This window comes from Pedobacter lusitanus (assembly GCF_040026395.1).
GTDB classification, from domain to species: domain Bacteria; phylum Bacteroidota; class Bacteroidia; order Sphingobacteriales; family Sphingobacteriaceae; genus Pedobacter; species Pedobacter lusitanus.
In genome coordinates this window covers 2791200-2815742 of the sequence record NZ_CP157278.1, presented here as the reverse complement: position 1 = coordinate 2815742, position 24543 = coordinate 2791200, and the positions used below count along the sequence as shown (strand labels likewise).

Annotated in this window: 20 protein-coding genes; 9 read left to right on the top strand and 11 right to left on the bottom strand. The window is 38.1% G+C overall.

The window, feature by feature from the left end:
* Positions 1–9: 9 nt before the first annotated feature.
* Both PL_RS11955 and PL_RS11950 read right to left on the bottom strand, forming a co-directional pair.
* On the bottom strand, positions 10–2919 hold the full coding sequence (locus tag PL_RS11955) for a SusC/RagA family TonB-linked outer membrane protein (protein ID WP_041881494.1): 2910 nt from the start codon (positions 2917–2919) through the stop codon (positions 10–12).
* A 321-nt stretch (positions 2920–3240) separates the two neighbouring features.
* Positions 3241–5148: a 7TMR-DISM family protein gene (locus tag PL_RS11950; RefSeq protein WP_041881497.1), complete on the bottom strand. Its 1908-nt coding sequence runs from the start codon at positions 5146–5148 to the stop codon at positions 3241–3243.
* Between the two features lie 134 nt (positions 5149–5282).
* Between PL_RS11950 and lgt the strand changes: the two genes are divergently transcribed.
* Positions 5283–6119, top strand: a complete 837-nt coding sequence (gene lgt / locus PL_RS11945) for a prolipoprotein diacylglyceryl transferase (protein WP_052496241.1) — start codon at positions 5283–5285, stop codon at positions 6117–6119.
* Here lgt and PL_RS11940 read toward each other — a convergent pair.
* Genes PL_RS11940 through PL_RS11930 form a run of 3 tightly spaced genes read right to left on the bottom strand, consistent with a single transcriptional unit; the run spans position 6109 to position 8717 of the window.
* Positions 6109–7305: an MFS transporter gene (locus PL_RS11940; protein ID WP_041881500.1), complete on the bottom strand. Its 1197-nt coding sequence runs from the start codon at positions 7303–7305 to the stop codon at positions 6109–6111. The two genes, lgt and PL_RS11940, sit on opposite strands and share 11 nt — an antisense overlap.
* 41 nt (positions 7306–7346) lie before the next feature.
* On the bottom strand, positions 7347–7985 hold the full coding sequence (locus PL_RS11935; RefSeq protein WP_041881502.1) for a hypothetical protein: 639 nt from the start codon (positions 7983–7985) through the stop codon (positions 7347–7349).
* An 18-nt stretch (positions 7986–8003) separates the two neighbouring features.
* Positions 8004–8717 (bottom strand): YqjF family protein, encoded by a 714-nt coding sequence (locus PL_RS11930; protein ID WP_041881505.1) that lies wholly within the window; start codon positions 8715–8717, stop codon positions 8004–8006.
* Positions 8718–9344: 627 nt separating this feature from the next.
* Between PL_RS11930 and PL_RS11925 the strand changes: the two genes are divergently transcribed.
* Positions 9345–9686, top strand: a complete 342-nt coding sequence (locus PL_RS11925) for a single-stranded DNA-binding protein (protein ID WP_041881576.1) — start codon at positions 9345–9347, stop codon at positions 9684–9686.
* Between the two features lie 44 nt (positions 9687–9730).
* On the opposite strand, the gene PL_RS11920 is transcribed toward PL_RS11925, so the two are convergent.
* The 3 genes from PL_RS11920 to PL_RS11910 all read right to left on the bottom strand — a co-directional run bounded on the left by PL_RS11920 (position 9731) and on the right by PL_RS11910 (position 14563).
* Positions 9731–11788, bottom strand: a complete 2058-nt coding sequence (locus PL_RS11920; RefSeq protein ID WP_041881512.1) for a TonB-dependent receptor — start codon at positions 11786–11788, stop codon at positions 9731–9733.
* The gene (locus PL_RS11915; RefSeq protein ID WP_041881516.1) at positions 11789–13108 is read right to left on the bottom strand and encodes a PQQ-dependent sugar dehydrogenase; all 1320 of its coding nucleotides are present in this window, start codon (positions 13106–13108) and stop codon (positions 11789–11791) included.
* 219 nt (positions 13109–13327) lie between these two features.
* Positions 13328–14563 (bottom strand): isocitrate dehydrogenase (NADP(+)), encoded by a 1236-nt coding sequence (locus tag PL_RS11910; protein WP_041881519.1) that lies wholly within the window; start codon positions 14561–14563, stop codon positions 13328–13330.
* A 129-nt stretch (positions 14564–14692) separates the two neighbouring features.
* Between PL_RS11910 and PL_RS11905 the strand changes: the two genes are divergently transcribed.
* A complete protein-coding gene (locus tag PL_RS11905) occupies positions 14693–15118 on the top strand; it encodes a hypothetical protein (RefSeq protein ID WP_041881521.1) in 426 nt (141 codons plus the stop codon).
* Here the strand turns inward: PL_RS11905 and PL_RS11900 are convergent.
* Positions 15110–16951 carry a DNA polymerase III subunit gamma/tau gene (locus tag PL_RS11900; RefSeq protein WP_041881527.1) on the bottom strand — a complete coding sequence of 614 codons (1842 nt, stop codon included), beginning with the start codon at positions 16949–16951 and terminating at the stop codon, positions 15110–15112. The two genes, PL_RS11905 and PL_RS11900, sit on opposite strands and share 9 nt — an antisense overlap.
* A 215-nt stretch (positions 16952–17166) precedes the next feature.
* Between PL_RS11900 and PL_RS11895 the strand changes: the two genes are divergently transcribed.
* The 5 genes from PL_RS11895 (at position 17167) to rplI (ending at position 22118) form a co-directional block, all read left to right on the top strand.
* Positions 17167–19638, top strand: a complete 2472-nt coding sequence (locus PL_RS11895; protein WP_041881530.1) for a TonB-dependent receptor — start codon at positions 17167–17169, stop codon at positions 19636–19638.
* Between the two features lie 72 nt (positions 19639–19710).
* On the top strand, positions 19711–20961 hold the full coding sequence (locus PL_RS11890; protein WP_041881532.1) for an outer membrane beta-barrel protein: 1251 nt from the start codon (positions 19711–19713) through the stop codon (positions 20959–20961).
* Between the two features lie 78 nt (positions 20962–21039).
* Positions 21040–21402, top strand: coding sequence for a 30S ribosomal protein S6 (gene rpsF / locus PL_RS11885; protein ID WP_037444035.1), 363 nt, complete (start codon positions 21040–21042; stop codon positions 21400–21402).
* Complete coding sequence (rpsR, locus tag PL_RS11880; RefSeq protein WP_008244392.1) at positions 21402–21665, top strand: 30S ribosomal protein S18; 264 nt, start codon at positions 21402–21404, stop codon at positions 21663–21665. Before rpsF ends, rpsR begins: the two co-directional genes overlap by 1 nt.
* Positions 21666–21674: 9 nt before the next feature.
* Positions 21675–22118 carry a 50S ribosomal protein L9 gene (gene rplI, locus PL_RS11875; RefSeq protein ID WP_041881537.1) on the top strand — a complete coding sequence of 148 codons (444 nt, stop codon included), beginning with the start codon at positions 21675–21677 and terminating at the stop codon, positions 22116–22118.
* 112 nt (positions 22119–22230) lie between these two features.
* Here rplI and PL_RS11870 read toward each other — a convergent pair whose 3' ends face one another.
* Together PL_RS11870 and tal are read right to left on the bottom strand one after the other, a co-directional pair.
* Positions 22231–22524, bottom strand: a complete 294-nt coding sequence (locus PL_RS11870) for a hypothetical protein (protein ID WP_041881540.1) — start codon at positions 22522–22524, stop codon at positions 22231–22233.
* Positions 22525–22559: 35 nt separating this feature from the next.
* Positions 22560–23657: a transaldolase gene (tal, locus tag PL_RS11865; RefSeq protein ID WP_041881542.1), complete on the bottom strand. Its 1098-nt coding sequence runs from the start codon at positions 23655–23657 to the stop codon at positions 22560–22562.
* Positions 23658–23795: 138 nt separating this feature from the next.
* On the opposite strand from tal, the gene mtgA reads away from it, so the two are divergent.
* Positions 23796–24530, top strand: a complete 735-nt coding sequence (gene mtgA / locus PL_RS11860) for a monofunctional biosynthetic peptidoglycan transglycosylase (protein WP_041881545.1) — start codon at positions 23796–23798, stop codon at positions 24528–24530.
* Positions 24531–24543 lie beyond the last annotated feature (13 nt).

The following is a 24543-nucleotide window of genomic DNA, read 5'->3' as shown; positions in this document are numbered from 1 at the left end:
TTTCTGAGATTAAAAGCCAACATTAATACCTAGTAAGAAACTTCTTGATTGTGGGTAGGTTCCATAGTCTACTCCCATGTCCGGGCCATTGGCGCCATAACGATTTACTTCCGGATCCAGGCCGCTATATTTGGTGAAAGTCAGGAGGTTATATCCTGTCGCAAATATCATCAGCTTATCCATTTTTAGTTTTCCCAGTGCTGTTTTCCCAAAGTTATAAGACAGGGTTGCAGTCTTTAGTCTAAGGTAAGAAGCATTTTCAACAAATCTGCTGGAGGTTAGTGAATTAGTATTTGTGAATGAAGATGTGGTTAGCTGGGCTCTCGGGATATCAGTAATCTGACCAGGGGTTGTCCATCTGTTTAAGACATTGGCAGATTGATTTTTAGCATCATACATTCCTTCCAGCTCAATTTTTGAGGCATTAAATAGCTGGTTGCCCTGTACACCCTGGAAGAATACTGACAGCCCAAAGTTTCCATAGGTGAAATTATTGTTGACACCATACGTAAACTTAGGTTGTGCCGACCCGATAAACTGGCGGTCATCATTATCTCTCTGACCATTGTTATTGGTATCCTGATAAGTAGCATTACCGGTCTGAGGATCAACACCTGTGAATACATAGCCATAAAAACTTCCAAGCGGACGGCCAACTACAACTTTTATCGCCGCATCACGTTCAAAAATTCCACCAAAGTCAAGTGATTTTGTACTGTTTCCCAAACTGGTTACTTTATTTCTGTTCAGGGAGAAATTTAAATCTGTTGACCAGGTAAACTTACTTTTCTCTATGTTTTTAGTTGAAAGGGCAAATTCTAAACCTTTATTTTCCATTGATCCGACATTAAGGGCTTGTGTTCCCAAACCTGATGATGTAGGTAACTGAACATTCACCAGCAGATCATTGGTTTTCTTCAGGTAGGCATCGGCTGTAAAAGTTACCCTGTTATTGAATAAGGTTAAATCAAGACCGATATTTGTTTGCGTAGTTTTTTCCCAGGATAACTGATCATTAGCCGGCTGATCAAGGATATAAGAGTTTTGCGCAGTGATCTGGTACAGCTTCATATAAGCATAATCGCCAATACCTTCATCGTTACCTACTTTACCCCAGCTTCCACGAATCTTTAAGTCATTGATTGTTTTACTGTCTTTCAAGAAGTTTTCTCCTGATATTCTCCATCCTGCGGAAACAGAAGGAAAATAACCGAACTTATGGTCAGGTGCGAAACGGGAAGATCCGTCTGCTCTAAAATTAGAGCTCAGTAAGTATTTACCATCAAAAGCATAGTTTATTCTTGCCAGATACGATTGTTTGGACCATTGAGACCGCTGTGGTATTTTTGGTGCAATAGAGGGAGTGATTGGAAGACCTTTCTGGTCTACAAAACGGGTAGCTGAGTATTCGAGATAGGTGTAGTCGGATTCCTGGACCGTATAGCCAGCCATAGCTCCGAAAACATTTTTACCTATGGTTTTATTATAACTCAGTATGTTCTCATTGAGCCATACATGATCGTTGGTTTTGTTATTGTTATAGATACCTCTTTCGTTACGGCCATAAACTGTTTGATATGGATCGAGTGTATAGTCGTAATATTCATTTCTGACATTGGTACTAATGGTAGATTTGAATACCAGGTCTTTTGTGAAATTAATCTCACCTCCAAAAGCCCCGATGAATTTTAACTGTCTTCTCATATTTCTGGAGCCAAATGCATTACCAATAGGGTTTTCATATCCCCCTGGTACTGGTGTATAATTACCATTTGGCTCAAAGATTGTTAAAGTAGGTGGTGTAGTTAAAGCAGCTAGTATGACACCGCCTTTGGAAATTCCAGCATTATCTGATACATCAACAGACTTATTGGAAGTTAAAGCCGCAGTAACATTAAATTTAAGCCAGCTGGTCATACGCTGACTACCGTTGAAATTTAAACTGTATCTGTCTAGTTTTGCCGGTGCAACAACACCTTTATCCTGTTGATAACCTGAAGACAGGTAGTACTGACCTCCTTTTGTTCCGCCGGAAAGCGATAATTGATAACTGTTTTGCTGTCCGGTTCCAAAAGCTTCTTTTTGCCAGTCTGTATGCTGTGTGCCGCCAAATTCTGTATAGCCAAGATCTTTCATCAGGGCGATGTACTGGTCACTGTTTAAAACATCTTGTTTTCTCCAGAAGTTAGAGATACCGGTGAATGCATTAAAACCAACTTTAACTTTACCTGCAGAACCTTTTTTAGTCGTAATGAGTACAACTCCGTTTGCACCGCTTGAACCATAAATGGCGGCGGCTGATGCATCTTTTAATATGGTCATCGTTTCAATATCGTTTGGATTAATGAAACTGGCATCTCTGGATGTAACACCGTTAATGACATACAAAGGGCTGTTTGAAGCTGTCAGTGAAGTATTACCACGGATACTTACCGTAATTCCAGCCCCGGGTTTACCTGACTGAGAAGTTACCTGCACACCTGCTGCTTTACCTTGCAGAGCCTGCAATGCATTGGTTACGGGTTGATTCTGAATATCTTTTGCAGAAATAGAAGTTACGGCTGTAGTCAGGTCTTTTTTGGTTTGAGTGCCATAACCAACCACAATTACTTCATTCAGCTGCTGGTTATCATCTGTCAGGATTACATTCAGTTTTTTACGACCAGTTACGGCTTCTTCTGTTGTTTTATAACCTATAAAGGAAAAAGTAAGTGTACTGCTTGCTGGTGCAGATAAAACAAAGGAACCGGTTCCGTTTGTTACTACTCCATTATTAGTGCCTTTAACCTTTACCGAAACGCCAGGTAAAGGAAGGCCCTGGTGATCTTTCACTTCCCCTTTTATAGTGATGTCCTGTGCTATGGCAACAGAAATTCCACATAAAAGACAAATGAGAAAAAGAGTAAAATTTTTAATCATGATTTGCTTGTTTAGGTTTGTATTTGATTACTAATTGATGGTCTAATATCTGTTAAAAATAAGATACTAGGTAATTAATTATTATATAAATAGCTGATATATAGATTGTTATGTCGATATTGATACGCTTCAATACCGTGAAGGAGGGAGGGGTTTATCGCTGATTTACAATGGATAGGAAAAGATATGCTTTCAGTAGCGTTCTATAAACGATACGCTCTGATACCATGGCAAATTAATTTGTTTTTTTGCTTAACTGATCTTAAATTATATGACCAGGGAAGAGAAATGCACCTGTGAAAGACTGGATTCTATCTGTTTTTAATCAAGAACAAGCTGGCTCCATCCATTTTTGTTCGCTTTTTTTAGCACTGTTTTTCTTTCTTCCATCAGCAATTTAATCTTGGAGCCATAGGTCCAGCAGGTACTCTGGCGGATATTAAGGATTTCAGCAAGTTTATGGGAAGAGATTTTTCCTTTGCTGGAATAGATCAGAAAAATCATGTAAAATGCTTTGTTTATAGGGATCCTTGTATTTTGAAAGACGGTATAGGCAGTAACTGATTCTTCATATCCACATTTGCTGCATCGTCTGCTAAAGGCAATATGTCCATTATAGTAGTGGGTATTCTTGCATTTGCGGCAATTGTAGCCATCTTTCCATTTCAGTTCAGAAAGGAAAAGATTACAGCTGTCTTTGTCTGGATAGATTTTGCTGAATTCTTCAAAATCTACGTCAGCAGACATGACACGGTCACGGGTAACTTTTTCAACATTAGTCTGCAGCTCCTGGTTATCCTGTTCCAGCAGAATATTCATTCTTGATATTTCTTCTGCCTGTTGTTGTAGTCTGTCATTAACTTCAAGCAGTTCTGCATTTTTGGCTTCAATGATTAGTGATTTATGAAATACCTCTTTGGTGCGTTCTTCTACTTTAGTTTCCAACTGCTGGTTTAAGGTATCTTTCAGTTTCACATTTTCTGCCATCTGACGGATCATCTGACGTTGTACTTTTTCTTTCTTTGTTTTCAGAATCCGTACTTTATCGCCAATGGCAAAAGAAAGAAAGACCATTTCCAGAACAAAACAAAAACTCAGGCTGTAATAACTGATCACACCAAAGTTTAACCAGGAAAATCCCAGCATAATCAGGAATTTTAAGGTAAAACCTATAAACAGGAAGCTATAGCCTAAGACAAAAAAACGGGCAGGTTTATAACCTTGCTTATAGACATAAATACCGGTGTAAAAAGCTACTGCTAAAGGAATGAATTCAAGAAATTTATAAGTGAACAATGACTGATCTATAAACAGGCTGTACAGAAAAAGGGCAGTGCGTATGCCGATAATATAGAGGATAAACTGGTTTAATTTCGGGGCTTTTGATTTAACGAGTAAAAGCTCTTTGGTGAACAGTAAAGCAAATACACTGGTCGCATATAAGGCAAAGGCATAGGCAATCTGGTTCCATGCAGGTGCGGCAGACCATAAGTATTGATATGCAATACCGTCTGTACTCATTTCAAAAAAGCCGACACTTAGATTATACAGCACATAGTAGAGGTATTGCCTTTGCCGTATGGCAATAAACATGATCAGATTGTAAAAACTAAAGACCAGGATCATTCCATAAAAGATTCCGAAGTAGAAATATTCATCAAGAGCGTAGGAAATAAACCAGTCTACACTTCTCAAAACAATAATTGCATCTGAAATTTGTGATGATTTAAATTTGAAATAGTAAAGTTGCGTTTCATCATTATTATTGTTGATATACAATTCGAAATTTTTATGATGAAGTTCCCGTTTATCAAAGCTGAACTGATCTCCGAATTCTTTAACTTCATAAAGACCGTTTTTCAGGGGCAGGTAGGCTGTTACATGATCTATGGTCTGATCGAAGAACTCCAGTAAGTATTTTTTACCGGCTTTACTGTTATGTTTGATTTTAATTCTGAACCAGTAGGTTGCCTGCAGATCTGTAGTTTGTGGTGTACTCTTCAAACTAGGCTTAAAATGCTTATCAAAGCTTTTACTGCTGATCTTTTCAAAACTTAAATCGTTTTGAGTGTCTTTTAACCATTCTATCTCGCCGAAATTGAAAATGTGCTGATCTACGCTATCATTTATTCCGACTGCTTTTTGAGCATAACTGCCCGGGCCAAAAGTGAAAATTAATACTGCTGTCAGCAGAAAGTATACTGGGATGAGAGAGAACCGGTTAAACATAGAAAATTAGGGAGGCCTATGGCATTTGGTACGAAAGCAAATATAAACTTAATTTGATTGCATTTCTGCAACGTTATTGATATGTGTATATATGGTCTATATTTGCAGGCATTAATACAAATTTTCGAACAGATATGAGCATAGCTACCATTATATGGAACCCCGGTGATTCAATCATAGATTTAGGTTTTTTTTCGTTGAAATATTATTCCCTGTTTTTTCTACTTGCTTTTGTTTCAAGCTATATTGTAGTGAAAAAGCAATTTATAAAATATGGGATTGATGTTGAATTAATGGATTCCTTAACTATTTATGCGGTTTTAGGAACACTTATCGGGGCACGTCTTGGTCATGTTCTGTTTTATGATTTTGCTTATTTCTCTCAGCATCCGCTGGAAGCTGTTCTTCCTGTTACTTTTTCACCACATTTTCGCATTACGGGTTTTCTTGGACTGGCCAGTCATGGCGGTGGAATAGGTATTATGCTGAGTCTGATCTTATTCAGCAGGAAATTTAAGATAAAGCTGTGGTTTTTGTTAGATCAGGTTGCACTGGTAGTTCCGCTGGCCGGGACTTTCATCAGATTGGGAAACCTGATGAATTCAGAGATTATTGGTAAACCAACAGATGTAAGCTGGGCCTTCATATTTTTGAAAGACGATAATATTCCACGTCATCCTGCACAGCTGTATGAGGCTGTTGCTTACTTACTGATATTTGGTTTTGTATACCTGATGATGAAAAAATATCCGAGATCTTCTGGTTTCTATTTCGGAATGGTCATCTTCCTTATTTTCTGCTTCAGGATAGCGATTGAATTTATTAAAGAAGATCAGTCTGCTTTTGAAGCAGGGCTGCTTTTAAATATGGGGCAGCTACTGAGTATCCCATTTATTTTAACAGGTATACTTATCATGTATCTTAAAAGGGGAAATGCTGAAAGTATGCCTGTAAAACCCGCTAAGCCATAGCAGGTTTTACTTTTGTTCGGTTACTTAATAGTGAGGTTAACAGCATGCATAACAGGAACCCGCCGAAAGCGAGTGCTGCACCTACATATTGCGGAGAGGTAAAGCCGTAAGCTGCAATTGGCAGTCCTCCTAAAAAAGCTCCAAGGGCATTTCCTGTATTTGCACTGGCCTGCATAGAAGAAGATGCCAGCATTTCGGCTCCTTTTGCTGCACCGATCATCAGCATCTGTAAAGGGGCAATCACAGCGAATGCGAGTGCACCGGTGATAAAGGTTAATAAGATTGCTGCGATTTGAATATGACTTAGCAGTGCGACAAGTATTAACGTAATAATCATAGCCATTAATAAATAGGTCGTAGTTTTTAACGGTGAAAACTTGTCTGCCAGACGACCCCCTACAAAATTACCAACGGCCATTCCAACACCGGCAATGACCATAATCGGGGTAATCATATTACTGTTAAAATGTGCAACTTCTGTCATTAGAGGTGCGATATAACTGATCCAGGCAAATAAACCTCCTGTACCGATGGCACAAATTCCTATAATAATCCAGAGCTCTGGTTTTTTGAACACTTTAAGCGTATCTGAGAATTTGGTTTCAGTCTGTGAAGGTAATACGGGTAACCATAGTTTTATACTTGCTGCGGTAATCAGGGCAATTACAGAAACCAGAGAAAATGAAATTCTCCAGCTGATATTATGACCGATAAATGTACCCAGCGGAACTCCTATAATATTAGCGATGGTCAGACCCGCAAACATCACAGATACAGACTTTGCTTCACTTCCAGGATCGGCTAACCGACTGGCAACAACTGCTCCAATACCGAAAAAGGCACCATGTGGTAATCCAACCAGAAAACGTGCGGCAAGCAGAAGTTCGTAGGTAGGAGCGATACTGAACAATATGTTACCAATGGCAACAATAATCATCAGTCCGATCAGTACTTTTTTAGGCGGATATTTACCAAGGACAGCAACCATGATGGGCGCTCCGATAATTACACCTAATGCATATATAGAGATTAAATTTCCTGCAGTAGGAATATTGATTTTGAGGGTGCCGGCTACATCTGGCAATACCCCCATCATCATGAATTCTGTCATTCCCAGGCTGATGCCACCCAGACAAAGTGTGATCAGACTTATTTTTGTATTCGTGATTAGCTTTAGTAATTTCATATCGGCCGCAAAGATAAGATTGTTTGAGGCGATTAGCTGATTTACAGATTTATATGATACGGATATGAAATTTCTATGAGATCTTCTATAAGCTGATCCCAGTCTTCAGGTTCTCCGATTATTGATGAAACCATTTCACGGGTTAATGGTTCCTGGTTAAAAATACGCGTTACAGTTTCGAGTGGAATTCCATCTGCATTATAACTTCCTTCGAAATAAACTGAGGCCCATTTCACATAAGTGGCGGGTTCTGCGTCCAGAGGGCTAAGCAGTTCTTCAGCATGGTCATCATGTTCTGAGGGGATACCAGTTGTCCATGGCTGATCATTTAATTGCCAGACAGAAAATGTAGTCCCTACAGAATTTACGGGTTCTCCAAAAATGAACTCGTGAAAAACTTCCGGCAGCTGATCGGTTAGTTTGTTTTTTTCTCCCTGTTCTGCCTCAGAAAAATATCCGTTAATCACTGCACCTTCGTTTCTGAACAGAATAAGTAACTGGTCTCCTTCTCCATTTCGCATTTCAAAGAATTCCTCTCCTTCGCTCCACTGGCTGTTGTAAGAGTAATAACGATAAGTCCAGTCCTGGCAAAGTATGGCATCCAGTACAGCCATAGCTTTGCAGGCGGATTGTAGTTTTTTGTTGTCTGGCAACAATTGAAGATTTGTTGTATTGATCATATAATTTAAATAGGGGTTTTAGCCCTGAATTCCTTTTTTGCCTTCTACCGAAATATCCGAACCCTCGGCGAGCATAACTGATACTGGCTGCTGACGATTCAGACAGTCAAATTCCGCTCCGTAAGTATGGGCGAAATCTACAGCAATTTTAAAATCTTTTACTTTATACTGTGCCCATTTAGGGTGTTTTACCTCATATTCATTGGTTTGTGTATCATTACACCTGGTATAACCCCAGTAGTGTCCGGTAATGAATTCAGCTTCGCTGCCTGGGAGAATTTCTGACAGTGCCTTGTTCGCTTTTACGGAGAAAGTCTGCCACTCATTTTTACATCGCCAGCTATATTCCACTTCTCTTTCGGTTTCTGTCTCAGACCAGCGGTGGGTCATTGGCATAGCTTCATAATGTTCATGGTAAACAGTATTGGCTACCACAGAAAGCGCAAACTTGGGTACGATTTCTTTAATAAAGACTACACCCCGTTTAATGGTGTCTCCATCCTTGTACTTCACATAAAAACGCAGGTTTACCTCTTCAAAGTTGGCATGAAAAGGAACACTGAAGCCCAATAGTTTAGTGTTTTTAAAAAGAAAGCCTATTAAACTCACGTAACAGGTATCATTCCAAATGTCCAGCTCAGTACCTGCAGGCAGGTAAGGGCGTAGGATTTCTTGATCGATGGCATAATTAGCAATAGCTAATTTTCTCCATTCTGCGGTTAAAAAACTCATTGAGGGTTAGGTCTAAATTGATTGATAAGCCAAAATACTAAACGTAAACGATAATGAAGTATTAACGTTGAAATAACCTGTCATTGGAATTTCACTATTTGTGAAAGACGGGCATATTTGGCCTGTCTTCTGATAAATAATTAGCTTGTTTTACGATTATTTCCTCTTTATTTATTTTTATATAACCATAATTGTAGCAACAGATGCAGATTTCTCCATTTTGACCGTATAAATGGTGCGTGAAAAAGGTGAAATTGAAACCGGTTAGAGAAAGCAGTGATTTTGTTGTATGATTAATACTTTGCCGGATTAGTTTTTCCAGAATATGATTGTTTCTTTTCAGGATACAATTGATTTCTTTAAAATTCAGATTGCGGTCTTTATTGACCGCATTGTTATAATGGCATCTGCAGTAATCATTACAGAATTTTTTATCGCTTCGTCCTCTGAGTATAGTTCCGCAATCCTGACAATGTTTCATAGCACTAAATTACTTTGTTCTGCTTAGTTTATGGTTAAATATTTTTTTGTTTTAGCTGATTATAAACGTTTAATGAACGATTAACCAGATGCTGTTTTTGATATTTACGCTTAATAATATGTCGTTTTAAATTTTAAATGGAAAATATGAATAGCGTAAGAAATAATGTCCGTTTGACAGGTTATGCAGCTGCAGATCCGGTAATTGTGTGTTTTGCCACAGGAAAAAAAATGGCCAGGTTAAGCCTGGGCGTGCATGAGTTTTATAAAAATAGTTTAGGAGAGGCAGTGGATCAAACCCAGTGGTTTAATCTGATTTTCTGGAATCAGAAAGTGGAACTGGTGGAAAACATTGTGAAAAAAGGATCTGCTATAAGAATTGAAGGTAAGTTAAGTACCCAGTCTTATACTGATAAAAACGGTGATCAGCGGTATTCGACTGAAATTGTAACCCATAACCTGGAGGTGGTTGATAAATATGAGTTATAACCAGCTATTCCCTCCGGGTAAAGGTGTTGGAGGGAATAGTTAAATTAGAAACGAATATTCAGACCGCCATAATAATTCCGGGTGGGGGCAGCATTGAAATATTTTCCACCGGCAGCATTCAGATCGTTACCCAGACTGTACTTCTGGTTAAGTAAGTTATCTGCGCCGGCAAAAATCTCAACTGGAATATTTGCAATGCGAAGCCCTTTCCAGCCAATTTTGCTCTGGACAAGATGGTATTCCCTTGCATATTCTGTATTGGCATCTGTCAATGGGATTTTTGCAGTATAATTATGCTGAAGAAAAATATAAAAGCCCCTTGGTAATTGTAAATTTACTGAGGTAACAATTACATTTTTTGGTACACCAGTGAGATATTTGCCGGATAGATCTGAGTTCCGGTCTATGTAATGATCAAATTTAAAGAGACTCAGGGAGTATGCACTATTGATTGACAGACCTCTTATTGGTGCAGAAGTGTTTGGTTTAATCAGCCATGCTGAAATGGAAGTTTCCACTCCCCATTGTTTTGTACCTCCTGAATTGATAAAATACTCTGTAGCTTTTTCATTTAATCTTCTGACAATTGCATTTTTCAGCTGATAATAAAACCCATTTACATCCAGGGTTATTCTCTTGTTCACACTCTGATACCTGACTCCCGTTTCGTAATTCCAGCCATTTTCTGGCTGCAGATTAATGTTTATCTGATTATCGGAAGCTCTGATTTCTGCGAGGGTAGGTGGAGAGTAGCCTCTGCTGACAGAAGTATGTAAAGACCACTCTTTTGTGAGTAAGTAAGAAAGGGCTGCTCTTGGCATAAACCTTAGTTCGAAATTCCTGTTTTTTGGGGCGATAGCTACGGGTGCTACTCTCTCATAACCTACCTGATATAAGTTTCCGCTAACTGATAATTCGAGAAGAAATCTTTGAAAGATATCCACATTTAAATGTGCATAACTAAAATCTGTTGTCGCTTTTAGTTTGTCTGAAGCTTGCAAATTAGTGGGCATTCCATAATTGTTATCTGAATTAACCGTGTTGGAGCGTGTTCTGGAGGCTTCCAGCCCAATATTGAATCTCCAGGTGATGTCTTGTAGCTTTTTAAAGTATTCCACATAAGTGCGAATGCCGAATGTGAATTCCTTCCTGTGTTCGTAGTTTGTAAGGAAAGGATTTTTGAGGTCTGTATAGGAAGTGAAAACTGAAAGGACATGTTTGAACCGGGTATTGAATTGCCAGTTATTTGTGATACCTGCATAGAATGTTTTGCTGTAAATTCCAGCTTGTTGTTCAGCTGCACTTCTGATGTTGCCAGCTGCTGGTCTAGATGATTTGGGGTCAAGTTCGTACTGATCGGCAGTTAATCCTCCGGGTGTTTCATAATGCAGATCACTATAAAATAATAATGCCCTGAGGTTTGCCTTTGGCGAGTAATTCCAATTTTGATGTAACTGCAGATATTTGCGTTCCATCCCGCTATGATCGCGATATCCGTCACTTCTCTGATAAGATTGATTAAGGCTGAAACTGTAATTTTTCAATTGCCTGCTTAAATTGAGGTTTTCCTGGAACAGGCCAAATGAACCGCCGGTAAGGTTTAAGGCAAGCTGAGCGCTATCCGTACTGATAGTATTTGGAGTGATTAGTATAACTCCTCCTGAATTTGCACCGTAAACACTACTTTGAGGTCCCTTTAGAATTTGGATATTCCCAATTCCGGATAAATCGAGTGCGTTTAAGTAACTATTTCCACCAGCATCAGTTAGCGGGAAATCACCAAAATATATTTTTACATTCCTGATTCCAAATGGAGAACGCAATAAACTACCACGTATAGACAATCTATAACTTCCAGGTGAGCGTTCCTCCATACGAACGCCGGCGATGGTATTCATAGCAGGTACTAATGAACTGCCTGGCTGCTGCTCCAATAGTGTTTTATCTAAAACGGCAACAGCCCCTGTTGTTCTTAACAAGGGCTGTGCAGAAAAATAAGGACGAATAATGACCTCATCAAGTTTTTTTATAGTATCCTGTTTAATTTGGCTAAAGCAGTTTAAAGTAAGCGCCAGTAATCCAAACGTAATTATTTTCTTCATTTATTTTGCTGCAACTCTCCATATGGTACCGCTTACGTCATCTGCAACCAGTAAAGCTCCATCATTGGTAACAGCAACTCCAACTGGCCGGCCGTAAACTTCGCCTTTAGCATCGTCAGCAATAAATCCTGTTAAGAAATCTTCTGGTTTACCAGTAGGTTTACCATTTTTGAACGGCACGAAGGCTACTTTATATCCCGCTAATTCTGATCTGTTCCAGGAACCGTGCTGGCCAATGAATGCTCCTCCCTGGTATTTTGCAGGGAACTTTTTGTCTGTGTAAAAAGCAAGGCCCAGAGAAGCCGTATGAGAACCAACTGCAATGTCTGGTACAATAGCAGATTTGACTAACTCAGGGTGTTGTCCTTTTAATCTTGGATCTTCATTCTGGCCGTAGTAAGAATAAGGCCAGCCATAAAAGCCGCCCGGTTTAACACTGGTGATATAATCAGGTACAAGATCATCTCCCAGACCATCTCTTTCATTTACCGCTGTCCATAATACATTTGTGACAGGAGCCCAGGCTACACCAACCGGATTTCTCAGTCCGGCAGCATATATCTTTTCTCCTGTTCCATCAGGATTGACTTCAAGTATGTTTGCACGGCGCACTTCATGCTCCATTCCATTTTCACCTACATTACTTCCCGATCCTACAGTAATGTAAATCTTAGAATGATCTGCATTGGTAATCAGGTTTCTTGTCCAGTGATTATTATATCCACCGGCTGGAAGCTCAACAATTTTCCTGCCTTTTCCTGTAATCTTTGTATCTCCGGTTTTATAAGGATATACATAAAGGCCATCGGTGTTAGCTACATAAAATGAATTCCCAATGATCAACACGCCATAGGGCTGATCAAGTCCTGACAGGAAAGTAGTCTGCAAATCAAATTTACCATCTTTGTTACTATCTCTGTACAACAGGACTGTATTTGCACTCAAACCGCTTACTTCAGCTTTGTCTTTTCCGCTTAATGCGTTAGCTATTTTCTCTTTAGTATTACGCTCGGAGTTGGAAAGGACTACCAGAATGTCACCATTGGGAGCTATATAAATATTTCTTGGACTCTTGATATTTCCTGCAAATTTGCTAACCGCGAATCCATCCGGGGCAACTGGCGTTTTTCCGTCCGTCCACCCAATTACTTTACTGAATTTTGTTTTCGAAGCTTCGGTGTCAGGTGCAGGCAGATTTAAAGTGCTGTTTTTAGCAGTATCAGTATTCGTCGTATCTGTCTTTGCCGTATTTGTTTTGGTCTGTGAATTACAGGCTAAAATGAAGGGCATGGTGCTGAGCAGTAAAAGATATTTTTTCATCAGTATAAATTTATTTTTTCGTAGTGTTTAAGTTTTTAATGGTGATGTTTCTTTGAAATATGTTTTTCTAATAGCTAACAAGTTAGCTAAAAGGATGTTTGGGTTGAAATATATTTTGTATTAGCATAGTATAAATGTTTTTTTACCTTATGACTTATAAAAAGAAAAGCCCTGTTCGGTTAAGAACAGGGCTTTTCTTTAAAAAACTTATTGTTATTATTAAGCTAGTTTTGACTGTAAGTTTTCGTCAATTGCAGCTAAGAATTCTTCAGTATATAAGTAATGTTTACCATGTTCAACTTTATTGCCATGGATACAAACAGCTAAATCTTTAGTCATTTTTCCACTTTCAACAGTTTCAATACAAACCTGTTCTAAAGCATGACAGAAGTTGATTAATGCCTGATTGTTATCTAATACACCACGGAATTCCAATCCTCTTGTCCATGCAAAGATAGAAGCAATAGGGTTTGTTGAAGTTGGTTTTCCTGCCTGATGATCACGGTAGTGACGAGTCACAGTACCATGTGCTGCTTCAGCTTCCATAGTTTTTCCATCTGGAGTAACCAATACTGAAGTCATTAAGCCTAATGAACCAAATCCCTGAGCAACTGTATCAGACTGAACGTCTCCGTCATAGTTTTTACAAGCCCAAACAAAGTTACCATTCCATTTTAAAGCAGAAGCTACCATGTCATCGATCAAACGGTGCTCATAAGTAATACCTGCTTCTTTGAATTTAGCTAAGAAGTCATTCTCATAGATCTCCTGGAAGATATCTTTGAAACGACCATCATATTTTTTAAGAATTGTATTTTTTGTAGATAAGTATAAAGGCCATTTTTTGATCAATGCCTGGTTGAAACAAGCATGTGCAAAACCGCGGATACTTTCGTCTGTGTTATACATCGCTAAAGCAACACCGTCACCTTTAAAATTGTATACATCAAATGACTGAACTTCACCACCATCTTCCGGAGTAAATGTAAGTGTAAGTTTACCTTTACCCTTTGTTACTAAATCAGTAGCGCGGTATTGGTCTCCAAAAGCATGACGTCCGATACAGATTGGTGCAGTCCAGTTTGGTACTAAACGAGGAACGTTACTCATCACGATTGGCTCACGGAAAACAGTACCATCTAAAATATTACGGATGGTTCCGTTTGGTGATTTCCACATTTGTTTCAGATTGAATTCTTTTACGCGTTCTTCATCAGGAGTGATTGTAGCACATTTGATACCTACACCATATTTTTTAATGGCTTCAGCTGAATCAATTGTTACCTGATCGTTAGTCTCATCGCGGTATTCTATACCAAGATCATAATATTTAATATCAAGATCAAGATAAGGTAAAATCAGTTTATCCTTAATGAATTTCCAGATGATACGGGTCATCTCATCACCATCTAACTCTACAACTGGCTGGTCTACTTTAATTTTTTGTACAGACATATTATGGTTTCAATTTTAACTTTATAAAAAAACAAAGATATAAATTTTGAGTTTATAGCCTCATTTTCGTGTAAATTACCAAAACAAATGAAGATTAAGTAACGTTATACTGACATAAAACATTCGGCCATGGTTACAGATACAAATAATAAGGGTGAAGGTAAAGGATCAGGAGATAAACTTCATAATTCTGACTTAGGTGAAACAAAAGATTTTAACGAGTTATCTTTTGATAAAGAGAAAAACAGCTACGAACTTGATGTAAAAGGTGCAGATAAAGAATATGATCACCCATTACCATATGATACTACAGCAGAGAACGGTGGTGATGAAAACTCTGATTACGACGAGGCTAATCCTTATATTGGTGATGAGTATGCGACCTGGGCCGAAAAAAGGAAAACGGAATTAGATAATCAGGCAATGCATATTGACCATGGACGTATTGTAGAGGTTAATGCTGAGGACGTATTTTTAGCCAGGACACCTGAAGATGACAGAACGGATCTGGATGAGGAAGGTTATCCGATAAATGATGAACCTAAATTAAGGTAATAAGTCCAGATTAAGACGTTTACGCAGTTCTTCCAGTTTAGGGTTCTTCTCTAAAAGGTAATGATACTTTTCAATGCTGGTATATAAACGGTTTTCAATTTTATTCTCTACTCTTTTAGTAACAATTCCGACACTGAAATTCTTTAATCTGGTTCTTAGGAAATTTAAAAACTCTACCAGCTCATTCTGGAGAATACTTTCCTGTGCAAGATTAGTTATCGATACGGTGATCTGATCAGGTCTGGTAAGCTCTGGTTCATTAGTGGTAAGAATGGTGTAGAAATTTATTTTATTCTCTTCTTTAACTTTCTGGACATACTCTCTCCATAAAACCATCAGATCTTCATGAGTAAAAGGCTCCTTCTCTTCTCCAAATATAAATTTTGGTTCATCACTATCTATTCCGCCTGCTGCATTAGTAATTGCTGTAAGTGACGGAATCAGCATTCCTCCGGTAGCATTACCTGCAGAATTTGGTTTTAATGCAATCTTGTTAACAGAATTTAAATTCGGAGTAATTGAAACCCGTTCTGTAGGTGGCAAAACAACAGGTACCTCTGATGGTGTAGGTTTAGACGTTGTTTCTGTAGGTTTAGTGAAGTTTCCTGCAGGAGGTGGCAGAGGCTCAGGCCTTTCCGTATTTGCCGCAGGTTCAGTTTTTACATCAGTTTTTTTTTTAGTCTGATCTGTGTCAGTTGCTGTTTTAGAGGCTGTATGGGGTAGTTGGGCAAGTTGGAGGACCGATGGAATGTGACACATTTTGATAAGTGCCAGTTCTACCTGTAATCGCTGGTTTTTACTGTTTTTATAAGTAAGATCACACTGATTTGCGAGATTTAGGGCCGTAAGGATGAACGATACCTGTACCTGCTGACTTTGTGTAATATATTTTTGCTTTATATTTTCACTCACTTCGAGTAATTTAACTGTTTGCGGGTCTTTACTGACCAACAGGTTTCGCAAATGGCTTGCTAATCCATTGATAAAGTTATTCCCGTCAAAACCGTTATTGAGAATTTCATCAAATAAAACAAGTGCTGAGCTTACGTCTGCACTGTTGAGGAATTGTGTTAATTTGAAATAGTAATCATAATCCAAAATATTCAGATTATCAATTACTGATTTATAAGTCAGATTTTTATTGGTATAACTTACAATCTGATCAAACATAGAGAGTGCATCACGTAAACCACCATCTGCCTTTTGAGCAATGATATGTAAGCCATCTGCTTCTACAGTAATTTGTTCACGGATAGCAATTTTATTCAGATGCCCGGAAATATCATCTACCTGAATCCTGTTAAAATCAAAAATCTGGCAACGTGAAAGTATGGTTGGTAAAATCTTATGTTTTTCTGTTGTAGCCAGTATAAATATGGCATACGAAGGTGGTTCTTCCAGTGTTTTCAGGAAAGCATTAAATGCATTTGCCGAAAGCATGTGTACCTCATCAATTATATAGATTTTATACTTGCCTGCCTGTGGTGGAATACGAACCTGATCAATCAGGCTGCGAATATCGTCTACTGAGTTATTGGATGCGGCATCCAGCTCATGGAAATTGAAGGAGTGACCAGTTTGGAAAGAAACACACGATTCGCAGGTACCACAGGCTTCTACCTCATTGGTTAAATTGGTACAGTTAATTGTTTTGGCAAGAATCCTTGCACAAGTCGTTTTACCTACACCTCTGGGACCGCAAAAAAGGAATGCCTGGGCAAGCTGATTATTTTTGATCGCATTTTTTAGAGTTCCGGTAATGTGGTTTTGTCCGACAACGGTTTCAAACGTTGCTGGACGATACTTACGGGCCGAGACAATAAAATTTTCCATTTCAATGCGAAATTAGAAAATTTTTATGGAGCAGAAGAGATTTTGCGTAAAATAAAATGAAACAGCTTGCGGTTATACTCTGCTGCTGCTGTTATTGAATCATTTACATTAATTAGTGTAGTTGTATTTTTGTTATTAGTATTAAATAATATTATAAATTAGTTCAATCTAATTTATTAGTTTTGTGAACACTAAAAATATAATCTAATATAATTATGCTGAAACTCGTTTTTACACAACTGATGCTGATCTCATTTTTGTTTTTTTCTACTGGATTAATGGCCCAGGAGATAGAAATATCAGGAATTATTAAAGACATCAATACTAATGAAGCTATAGGTGGGAGTAATGTAAAACTCAAAAACCATAAGCGTTCAACTGTTGCCGATAAGCAGGGCAAATTCAAATTGACTGTTCCTCAACAATTAAATGGGGGAAGACTTTTGGTGTCTTATATCGGATATAAACCGGATACAATATTAATCGACACCAATAAGAGATTTTATGAAATCCTGTTGAATGCTAAAGCTGATGCACTCAATGAAGTTGTTGTTACGGGTGTTTCCAGAGCTACATTGACAAAAGAAAATCCGGTTCCTATTGTGTCTGTTTCTAAAAAGAAGATCGAGCAATCTTCAGAAAGTAATATTATAGATGTACTGGTCAGGAATGTTCCCGGACTAAATGCTGTGAAAACCGGGCCGAATATTTCAAAACCCTTTATCAGGGGATTGGGATATAACCGGGTATTGACATTATATGATGGAATCCGGCAGGAAGGTCAGCAGTGGGGTGATGAACACGGGATAGAAGTTGATGCTTATAATATTGAACGGTCAGAAGTCATAAAAGGGCCTGCCAGTTTAATGTATGGTAGTGATGCCCTTGCTGGTGTAGTTAGTCTGATGTCTTCAATGCCGGGTATTAATGATAGTCTTTTACATGGTAAAATATTATCAGAGTACCAGAGTAATAATGGTTTGATTGGGAATGGCCTTGGGTTGTTTTATGCCAAAGACCGCTGGTCTTTTGCCTTGCGCAGTTCTTACAGAATCGCTAAAAACTACAGTAATGCTATAGATGGAAGAGTATATAATACCGGATTCCGGGAGACAAATGCTTCGGGAACTGTTCGTTATCAGGGGGCTAAGGGAAATTCTACACTTAATCTTACGCTATATGATAATATTCAGGGAATTCCCGATGGCAGCCGTGATTCACTGACCAGGAAATTTACGTATCAGACCCAGGAAGGAGAGTTGGATGATATTAAAAATCGTCCTGTTGTTTCTGATGCATTATTGAATTCTTATAAGCTTAGTCCATTGCATCAGCATATTCAACATTATCGTATCTATAGTAATAACCATTATGCACTTGGAGAAGGAGATATAGATTTTATGCTGGCTTTTCAGCAAAACGTTCGAAGGGAATATAATCACCCGACTATGCCCGAACAGGCGGGAATGTTTGTGAGATTAAATACGGTAAATTATGGAGTGAAATATAATGCGCCTAAAATATTAAATACTGAATTTACTTTAGGTGTAAACGGGATGTATCAGAATAATCTGAACAAGAATGCAACAGATTTCCCGATTCCCGATTATAATTTGTTTGATGCGGGAGCCTATATTTTTGCTAAATGGAAATATGAAAGATGGACAATTGGTGGTGGGGTAAGATATGATCTGCGCTATTTAAATGCACCTGACTTTTATACTTCTACTAACCCGAAAACAGGTTTTGGTCAGCAGGTTTCGCTCGCAGAAGATCCAAAGGCATACTTACAATTCTCCTCATTCAGCAAGTCATTTGGTGGTGTTTCATTAAGTCTGGGTACAACTTATCAGCTAAATGATCAGGTGAGTTTGAAAGCGAATGTTGCCAGAGGTTACCGTGCACCTAGTATTACAGAATTTGCTTCTAATGGATTAGATCCGGGCGCGCATATCATTTATCTTGGAAATCGTGAGTTTAAACCTGAATTTTCCCTGCAGGAAGATATTGGTGCAGATATAACATGGAAAGATTTATCAATGTCATTCAGTATTTTTAACAATAACATTCAAAACTATATTTACCTGAGCCAGTTATTAGATGCGGGGGGTGACCCTATCATCAGCGCCCAGGGAGATAAAACTTATCAATATCAACAGGCTTCCGCACAGCTTTTCGGATTCGAAGCTACATTTAATCTGCATCCCGAGTCTATGAAAGGTTTTTCATTTGATAATTCATTCTCAGTGATTCATGGCTATAATAGAAAGGCAATGTTTAAGGATAAAAAGACTGCTGGTGAATACCTGCCGCTTATTCCTCCGGTCAGGTTGCTTAGCAGTGTAAGTCAGGATGTCAGACTAAACTCAAGACTGTTTTCATTAATGAACTTTAAGATAGAAGCAGAATATAACGGAGCTCAAAATCGCTATTTAGCTTTAAACAATACAGAAACTGCCACCTCGTCTTATCTGCTTTTTAATGTGGCAGCCGGTACAACCTTTAATTATTCAAAAAAACATTCTTTACAATTGCAGCTGCAGGTCAATAATTTATTCAATGAGATTTATCAGTCGAATCTGAGCAGACTTAAGTATCTTGAAAGTTATGAACAGTCATCAAATGGATATAAAGGGTTACAGGGGATGGGAAGAAATATAGGAATTAGAGCTATTCTTTCATTTTAATAAGCAAATACTAACCAACTTTGGTCTTTTTGTGATTAACTTTGGGTTAATATTTATAATTAAAATAAATTCATGAAACGCTTTCTATTTTGCCTTTTATTAGGCATCCCAGTTCTATGTTCTGCGCAATCCAATTTTCAGAAAGGATATGTTGTCACTAATGTCAAGGATACTCTTAAAGGGTATATTGATTATAAAGAGTGGAAACTGAATCCTGTATCAATTATTTTTAAATCTAATCTTAATGCTGAGACACAAAATTTTACAGTAAATAATTCTTCGGCCTGGTCTGTGGATGGGGCTGAATTTTATCAGAATTATCTGGTTGATATCAGCATGAGTAAAATCAATATCAGTCAACTATCTGTTGGCCCTGATACTTCAAAAAAGAGAGAGGCTGTATTTTTAAAAGTGTTGCAGACCGGGAAAAATGTTACCTTGTTTTCTTATATAGATGGACTAAAACAAAGATTTTATATTCTGGAAAAAAATAGTTCTGTACCTTATGAACTCATCAGCCAACAATTTTTAAAGTCTAATGAAGAGCATGTTCTTGTTAATGGAACAGGATATATCAGACAATTATCAATAATCATGAGCAAATTAGATGTTGGTACTGCAGAGGAACGCCAGCGTTTAGGGAGCCTGTATTACGGGGAAAAAGATCTGATGAAAATTGTTGCTGTAATTAATGGACAGTCATTAGCTAAGACCAAACATGCTGGTGTAAGATTTTTTGCAGGTACAGGTTTAAATATTAGTAAGGCGGTTTATAAGGGAACTATAAGCTATGCGCAACCGGGAGCTACTACCAAGACATCCTATAGCCCTTTATTATCGATTGGTATTGATGTGTTTGCTAATCCGGCCATAGGTAAATTAATCTACAGAGGTGAGCTATCCTTACTTTCAAGTAAAAACGAAGTTTCTATCAGTACGGATCAGGCCGCAATGGCTAATGCAAAGCATACTTTTGATCAGGTGACTATTGCTTTTGCTCCTCAATTAATATATAACTTATATAATACTAATCGTTTGAAATGCTTTTTAGGTGGGGGAGTGGGGCTTAATTTCTCAGCCTACAGTAATAACAAAGAAACCAGATACAACTCTTTCAGAAATGAAACTGAGATTACTGAAAATACCATAACGATGGAAAAATTCAACTTCTCATTACCTTTTACGGCCGGTCTTGTCTTCAATAAAAAGATAGAGATATCAGTTGGTTATGCTTTCTCATCACCTATTACGGATTACAGCACCTCGAGTATTCATATGCAACGTTACCGTATTGGTGTTAATTACCTGTTTGGCAAGCCTTAAATGTTTTGAATTGTAGAAAATTATTCCTAAGTTTGCATCCCTGTTTAATACAGGATTTAACATAAAATAATCATAACAATGAATCAGTACGAAACTGTTATCGTTCTAACCCCGTTGTTGTCAGAAGAAGTTGCGAAAGAAGCATTAGCGAAATTCAGCAAAATCATCACTGACAGCGGTGCCGAAATTGTTCAAGAGGACAATTGGGGTTTGAGAAAATTAGCGTATCCGATTGAAAAAAAAGCAAGCGGATTTTTCCACCTTACAGAGTACAAATCTTCAGGTGAATTAATTAACAAATTGGAATTAGAACTAAAACGCGATGAGCGTGTTCTTCGTTTCCTTACCATTAGATTAGATCGTCATGCGGTTGCTTATAATGAGAAGAAACGCAGTGGTGCTTTTAACAAAAAACCTAAGAAAGAGGAGGCTGCAGCATAATGGCTAAAGATCAAATACAATATGTTACCGCTCCAAAAGTGGACGATAACAGAAAAAAATATTGCCGTTTCAAAAAGAATGGTATTAAATATATTGATTATAAAGACGCAAACTTTTTGTTAAAATTCATCAATGATCAGGGTAAAATTTTACCTCGCCGTTTAACCGGTACTTCATTGAAATTTCAACGTAAAGTGGCTCAAGCGGTTAAACGTTCTCGCCACATTGGTTTGTTACCTTTCGTTGCTGACCAATTAAAATAAGAGCTGAACATGGAAATTATATTAAAACAGGACATCAAATCTCTTGGAGAGAAGGATGATATTGTAAACGTAAAGCCAGGTTACGGACGTAACTACCTGATCCCACAAGGATTTGGTGCTTTAGCTACTCCATCTGCTAAAAAAGTATTAGCAGAGAACTTAAAACAAGCAGCGTTTAAACAAGATAAAATTAAGAAAGATGCTGAAGGTATCGCAACCCGTTTAACTGATGTTAAATTGAGTATCGGTGCTAAAGCTGGTGAAACTGGTAAAATCTTTGGTGCAGTAAACACTATTATGATTGCTGATGCATTAAAACAACAAGGTTTTGATGTTGACCGTCGCCGTATCACTTTCGAAACTGAACCTAAATTTGTTGGTGATTATATCGCTAACTTAAACTTACACAAAGAAGTGAAAGTTAAAGTTCCTTTCGCAGTTGTAGCTGAGTAATCTCATCTTAAACGATATAAAAAAAGCGTTCCGGTTTCCGGAACGCTTTTTTTATGCTTTACTAACTATGGCTCTTTGACTTTATGCCAATCCTTAGTATAGCAACAATGATTTAGAATCTTCTTCTTTTAGATCTGTTTTCATCAATTATTCTTCTGATTTCTTTGATGTCTTTTTTAGAGAAACCATGAACCTCGATCTTATTTCCGTTCATAAACAGACGGAGGGTTGCAAATCCGATCATTGGGGAATCAACCTCAATTGAAGTGATGTCTTCATAGTTCAGATATTTAGAGTCTCCGCTAAATAAACCGGGTGCTTTTATTTCCACACTATTTTCTTCTAAATAGATCTCCGTCGGAAAAACCTTGTTTCCCTCTGAGAGCCTTGATGCTGTAAACTTCATTTTCTTTAATCTGAATGTAAAGGCAAATCTAGTTATTAAGCTAATTGTTTTTGCTTTTCAATTGCATTTAATAATTTTTCATAAGGAGCGTTGAATTTTTCTATTCCCTCATCTTCCAGTTGCTGCGTAAGTTTTGCCAGATCAATCTCCTCATGGCGCAATTGTGCTAATATTGCTGATGCACCATCAAGATCTATTTCAAGCCGGTTTTCAGGATCACCATGATCGCGGTATGCTTCCAGTGTTTCCATAGGGATTGTATCAACTGTGTCAGGGCCAATCAGGGCCTCTACATACTTAGTATCTTTAAATGCAGGATTTTTACTGCTTGTGCTTGCCCAGAGTAAACGTTGTGGTCTGGCCCCCAAAGCAGCAAGTTTTTCCCATCGTTCTCCACTAAAGACCTGCTTGTAGATTTCGTACGCTTTTTTTGCAGAAGCAATAGCGACTTCTCCTTTCAATTCGCCCAGATGTCTTTCTTCCAGTATGGGGTCAATCAAAACATCTATGCGGCTTAAAAAGAAGCTCGCTACTGAAGCAATATCTTTTATACTCTCTCCATTGGCTGCGCGTTCTTCAAGTCCTTCTATGTAAGCGTCAGTCACTTGTTTATAACGCTCCAGTCCAAATAATAAAGTCACATTAATATTTAGTCCTTCGGAGATAGTTTTTCTGATTGCTGCTAATCCTGGTTGAGTACCCGGAATCTTAATCATTACATTTTTGCGGTTTACCTCTTCCCAAAGTTGTAAAGCCTGCTTGATAGTGCCTTCTGTGTCCAGAGCTAACAGGGGAGAGACCTCAAGACTGGCATATCCGTCACTTCCTTTTACTGCCTGATTATATACGGGTAGTAATAAATCGGCTGCCTGCTGAATATCTTTGATGGCCAGGCGGTAAAAAATATCTTCGTTACTTATTTTTTCTTTTGAGAATTGTGCGATATCGGCATCATAATCAGGACTGCTACTGATCGCTTTTTCAAAAATTGCGGGGTTAGAAGTTAACCCTCTTACTCCGTCAACTTCAATCAGTTCTTTTAATTTTCCGGATTTGATGATTTCACGATCAATAAAGTCGAGCCAGATACTCTGACCATAATCATGTATTTTTTTTACTTTACTCGCTTCCATATTGTGCTGTTTTTTTGAAAAACAAGTAAGTAGTCCGAATGTTTATATCGCTTTAAATATATGCACTCACATGACAAATCACCTTAAACATTTTGATGATCAGAATTTATACAAAGCTAATTTTATTACCTTTGGGCGATGGCTAGAAAACGTAGCAAAAACAGTAAATCAAGACGATTTGATTTCAGGAATTTACCGATATTAATTGGGAAATGTATATTATGGTTTTTCCTGAGCACCATCTTATGGGTTCTGGCATACCGCTTCATTAATCCTCCTTTTACTTCATTAATGATCTTGCGTAATATAGAACGTAAATCTGATGGAAAGACGTTCAAAACAGAAAAAGACTGGGTAAAGCTCAGTGAAATGTCTGATCAGATTAAGCGTGCTGCCATTGCCGGTGAAGATCAGAAATTTATTCACCACTGGGGCTTTGATATGAAAGCAATTGGCAGGGCATACAGTGCAAATAAAGAAGATAGTACGAAAATTAAAGGTGGAAGTACTATTTCACAACAAACGGCCAAGAACGTTTTTCTATGGCCGGGTAGATCCTGGATACGCAAAGGCTTTGAGGCTTATTTTACTATCCTTATCGAGATGTTGTGGAGTAAACAGCGGATATTAGAAGTCTATCTTAATGTAATAGAAATGGGAGATGGTATTTACGGTGCCGAAGCTGCTTCACAGAGTTATTATGGTAAGTCATGCAGGAAGCTGAACAGATCTGAGGCAGCACTGATTGTAGCCTGTTTCCCTAATCCTTTACGCTGGACACCTTCACACCCTACCTTATATATCAGGCATAGACAGTATCTGATTATGAGAAACATCAGAAATCTCGGGCCATTAAAATTTATTAAAGATTGATCAGGTTTCCGCA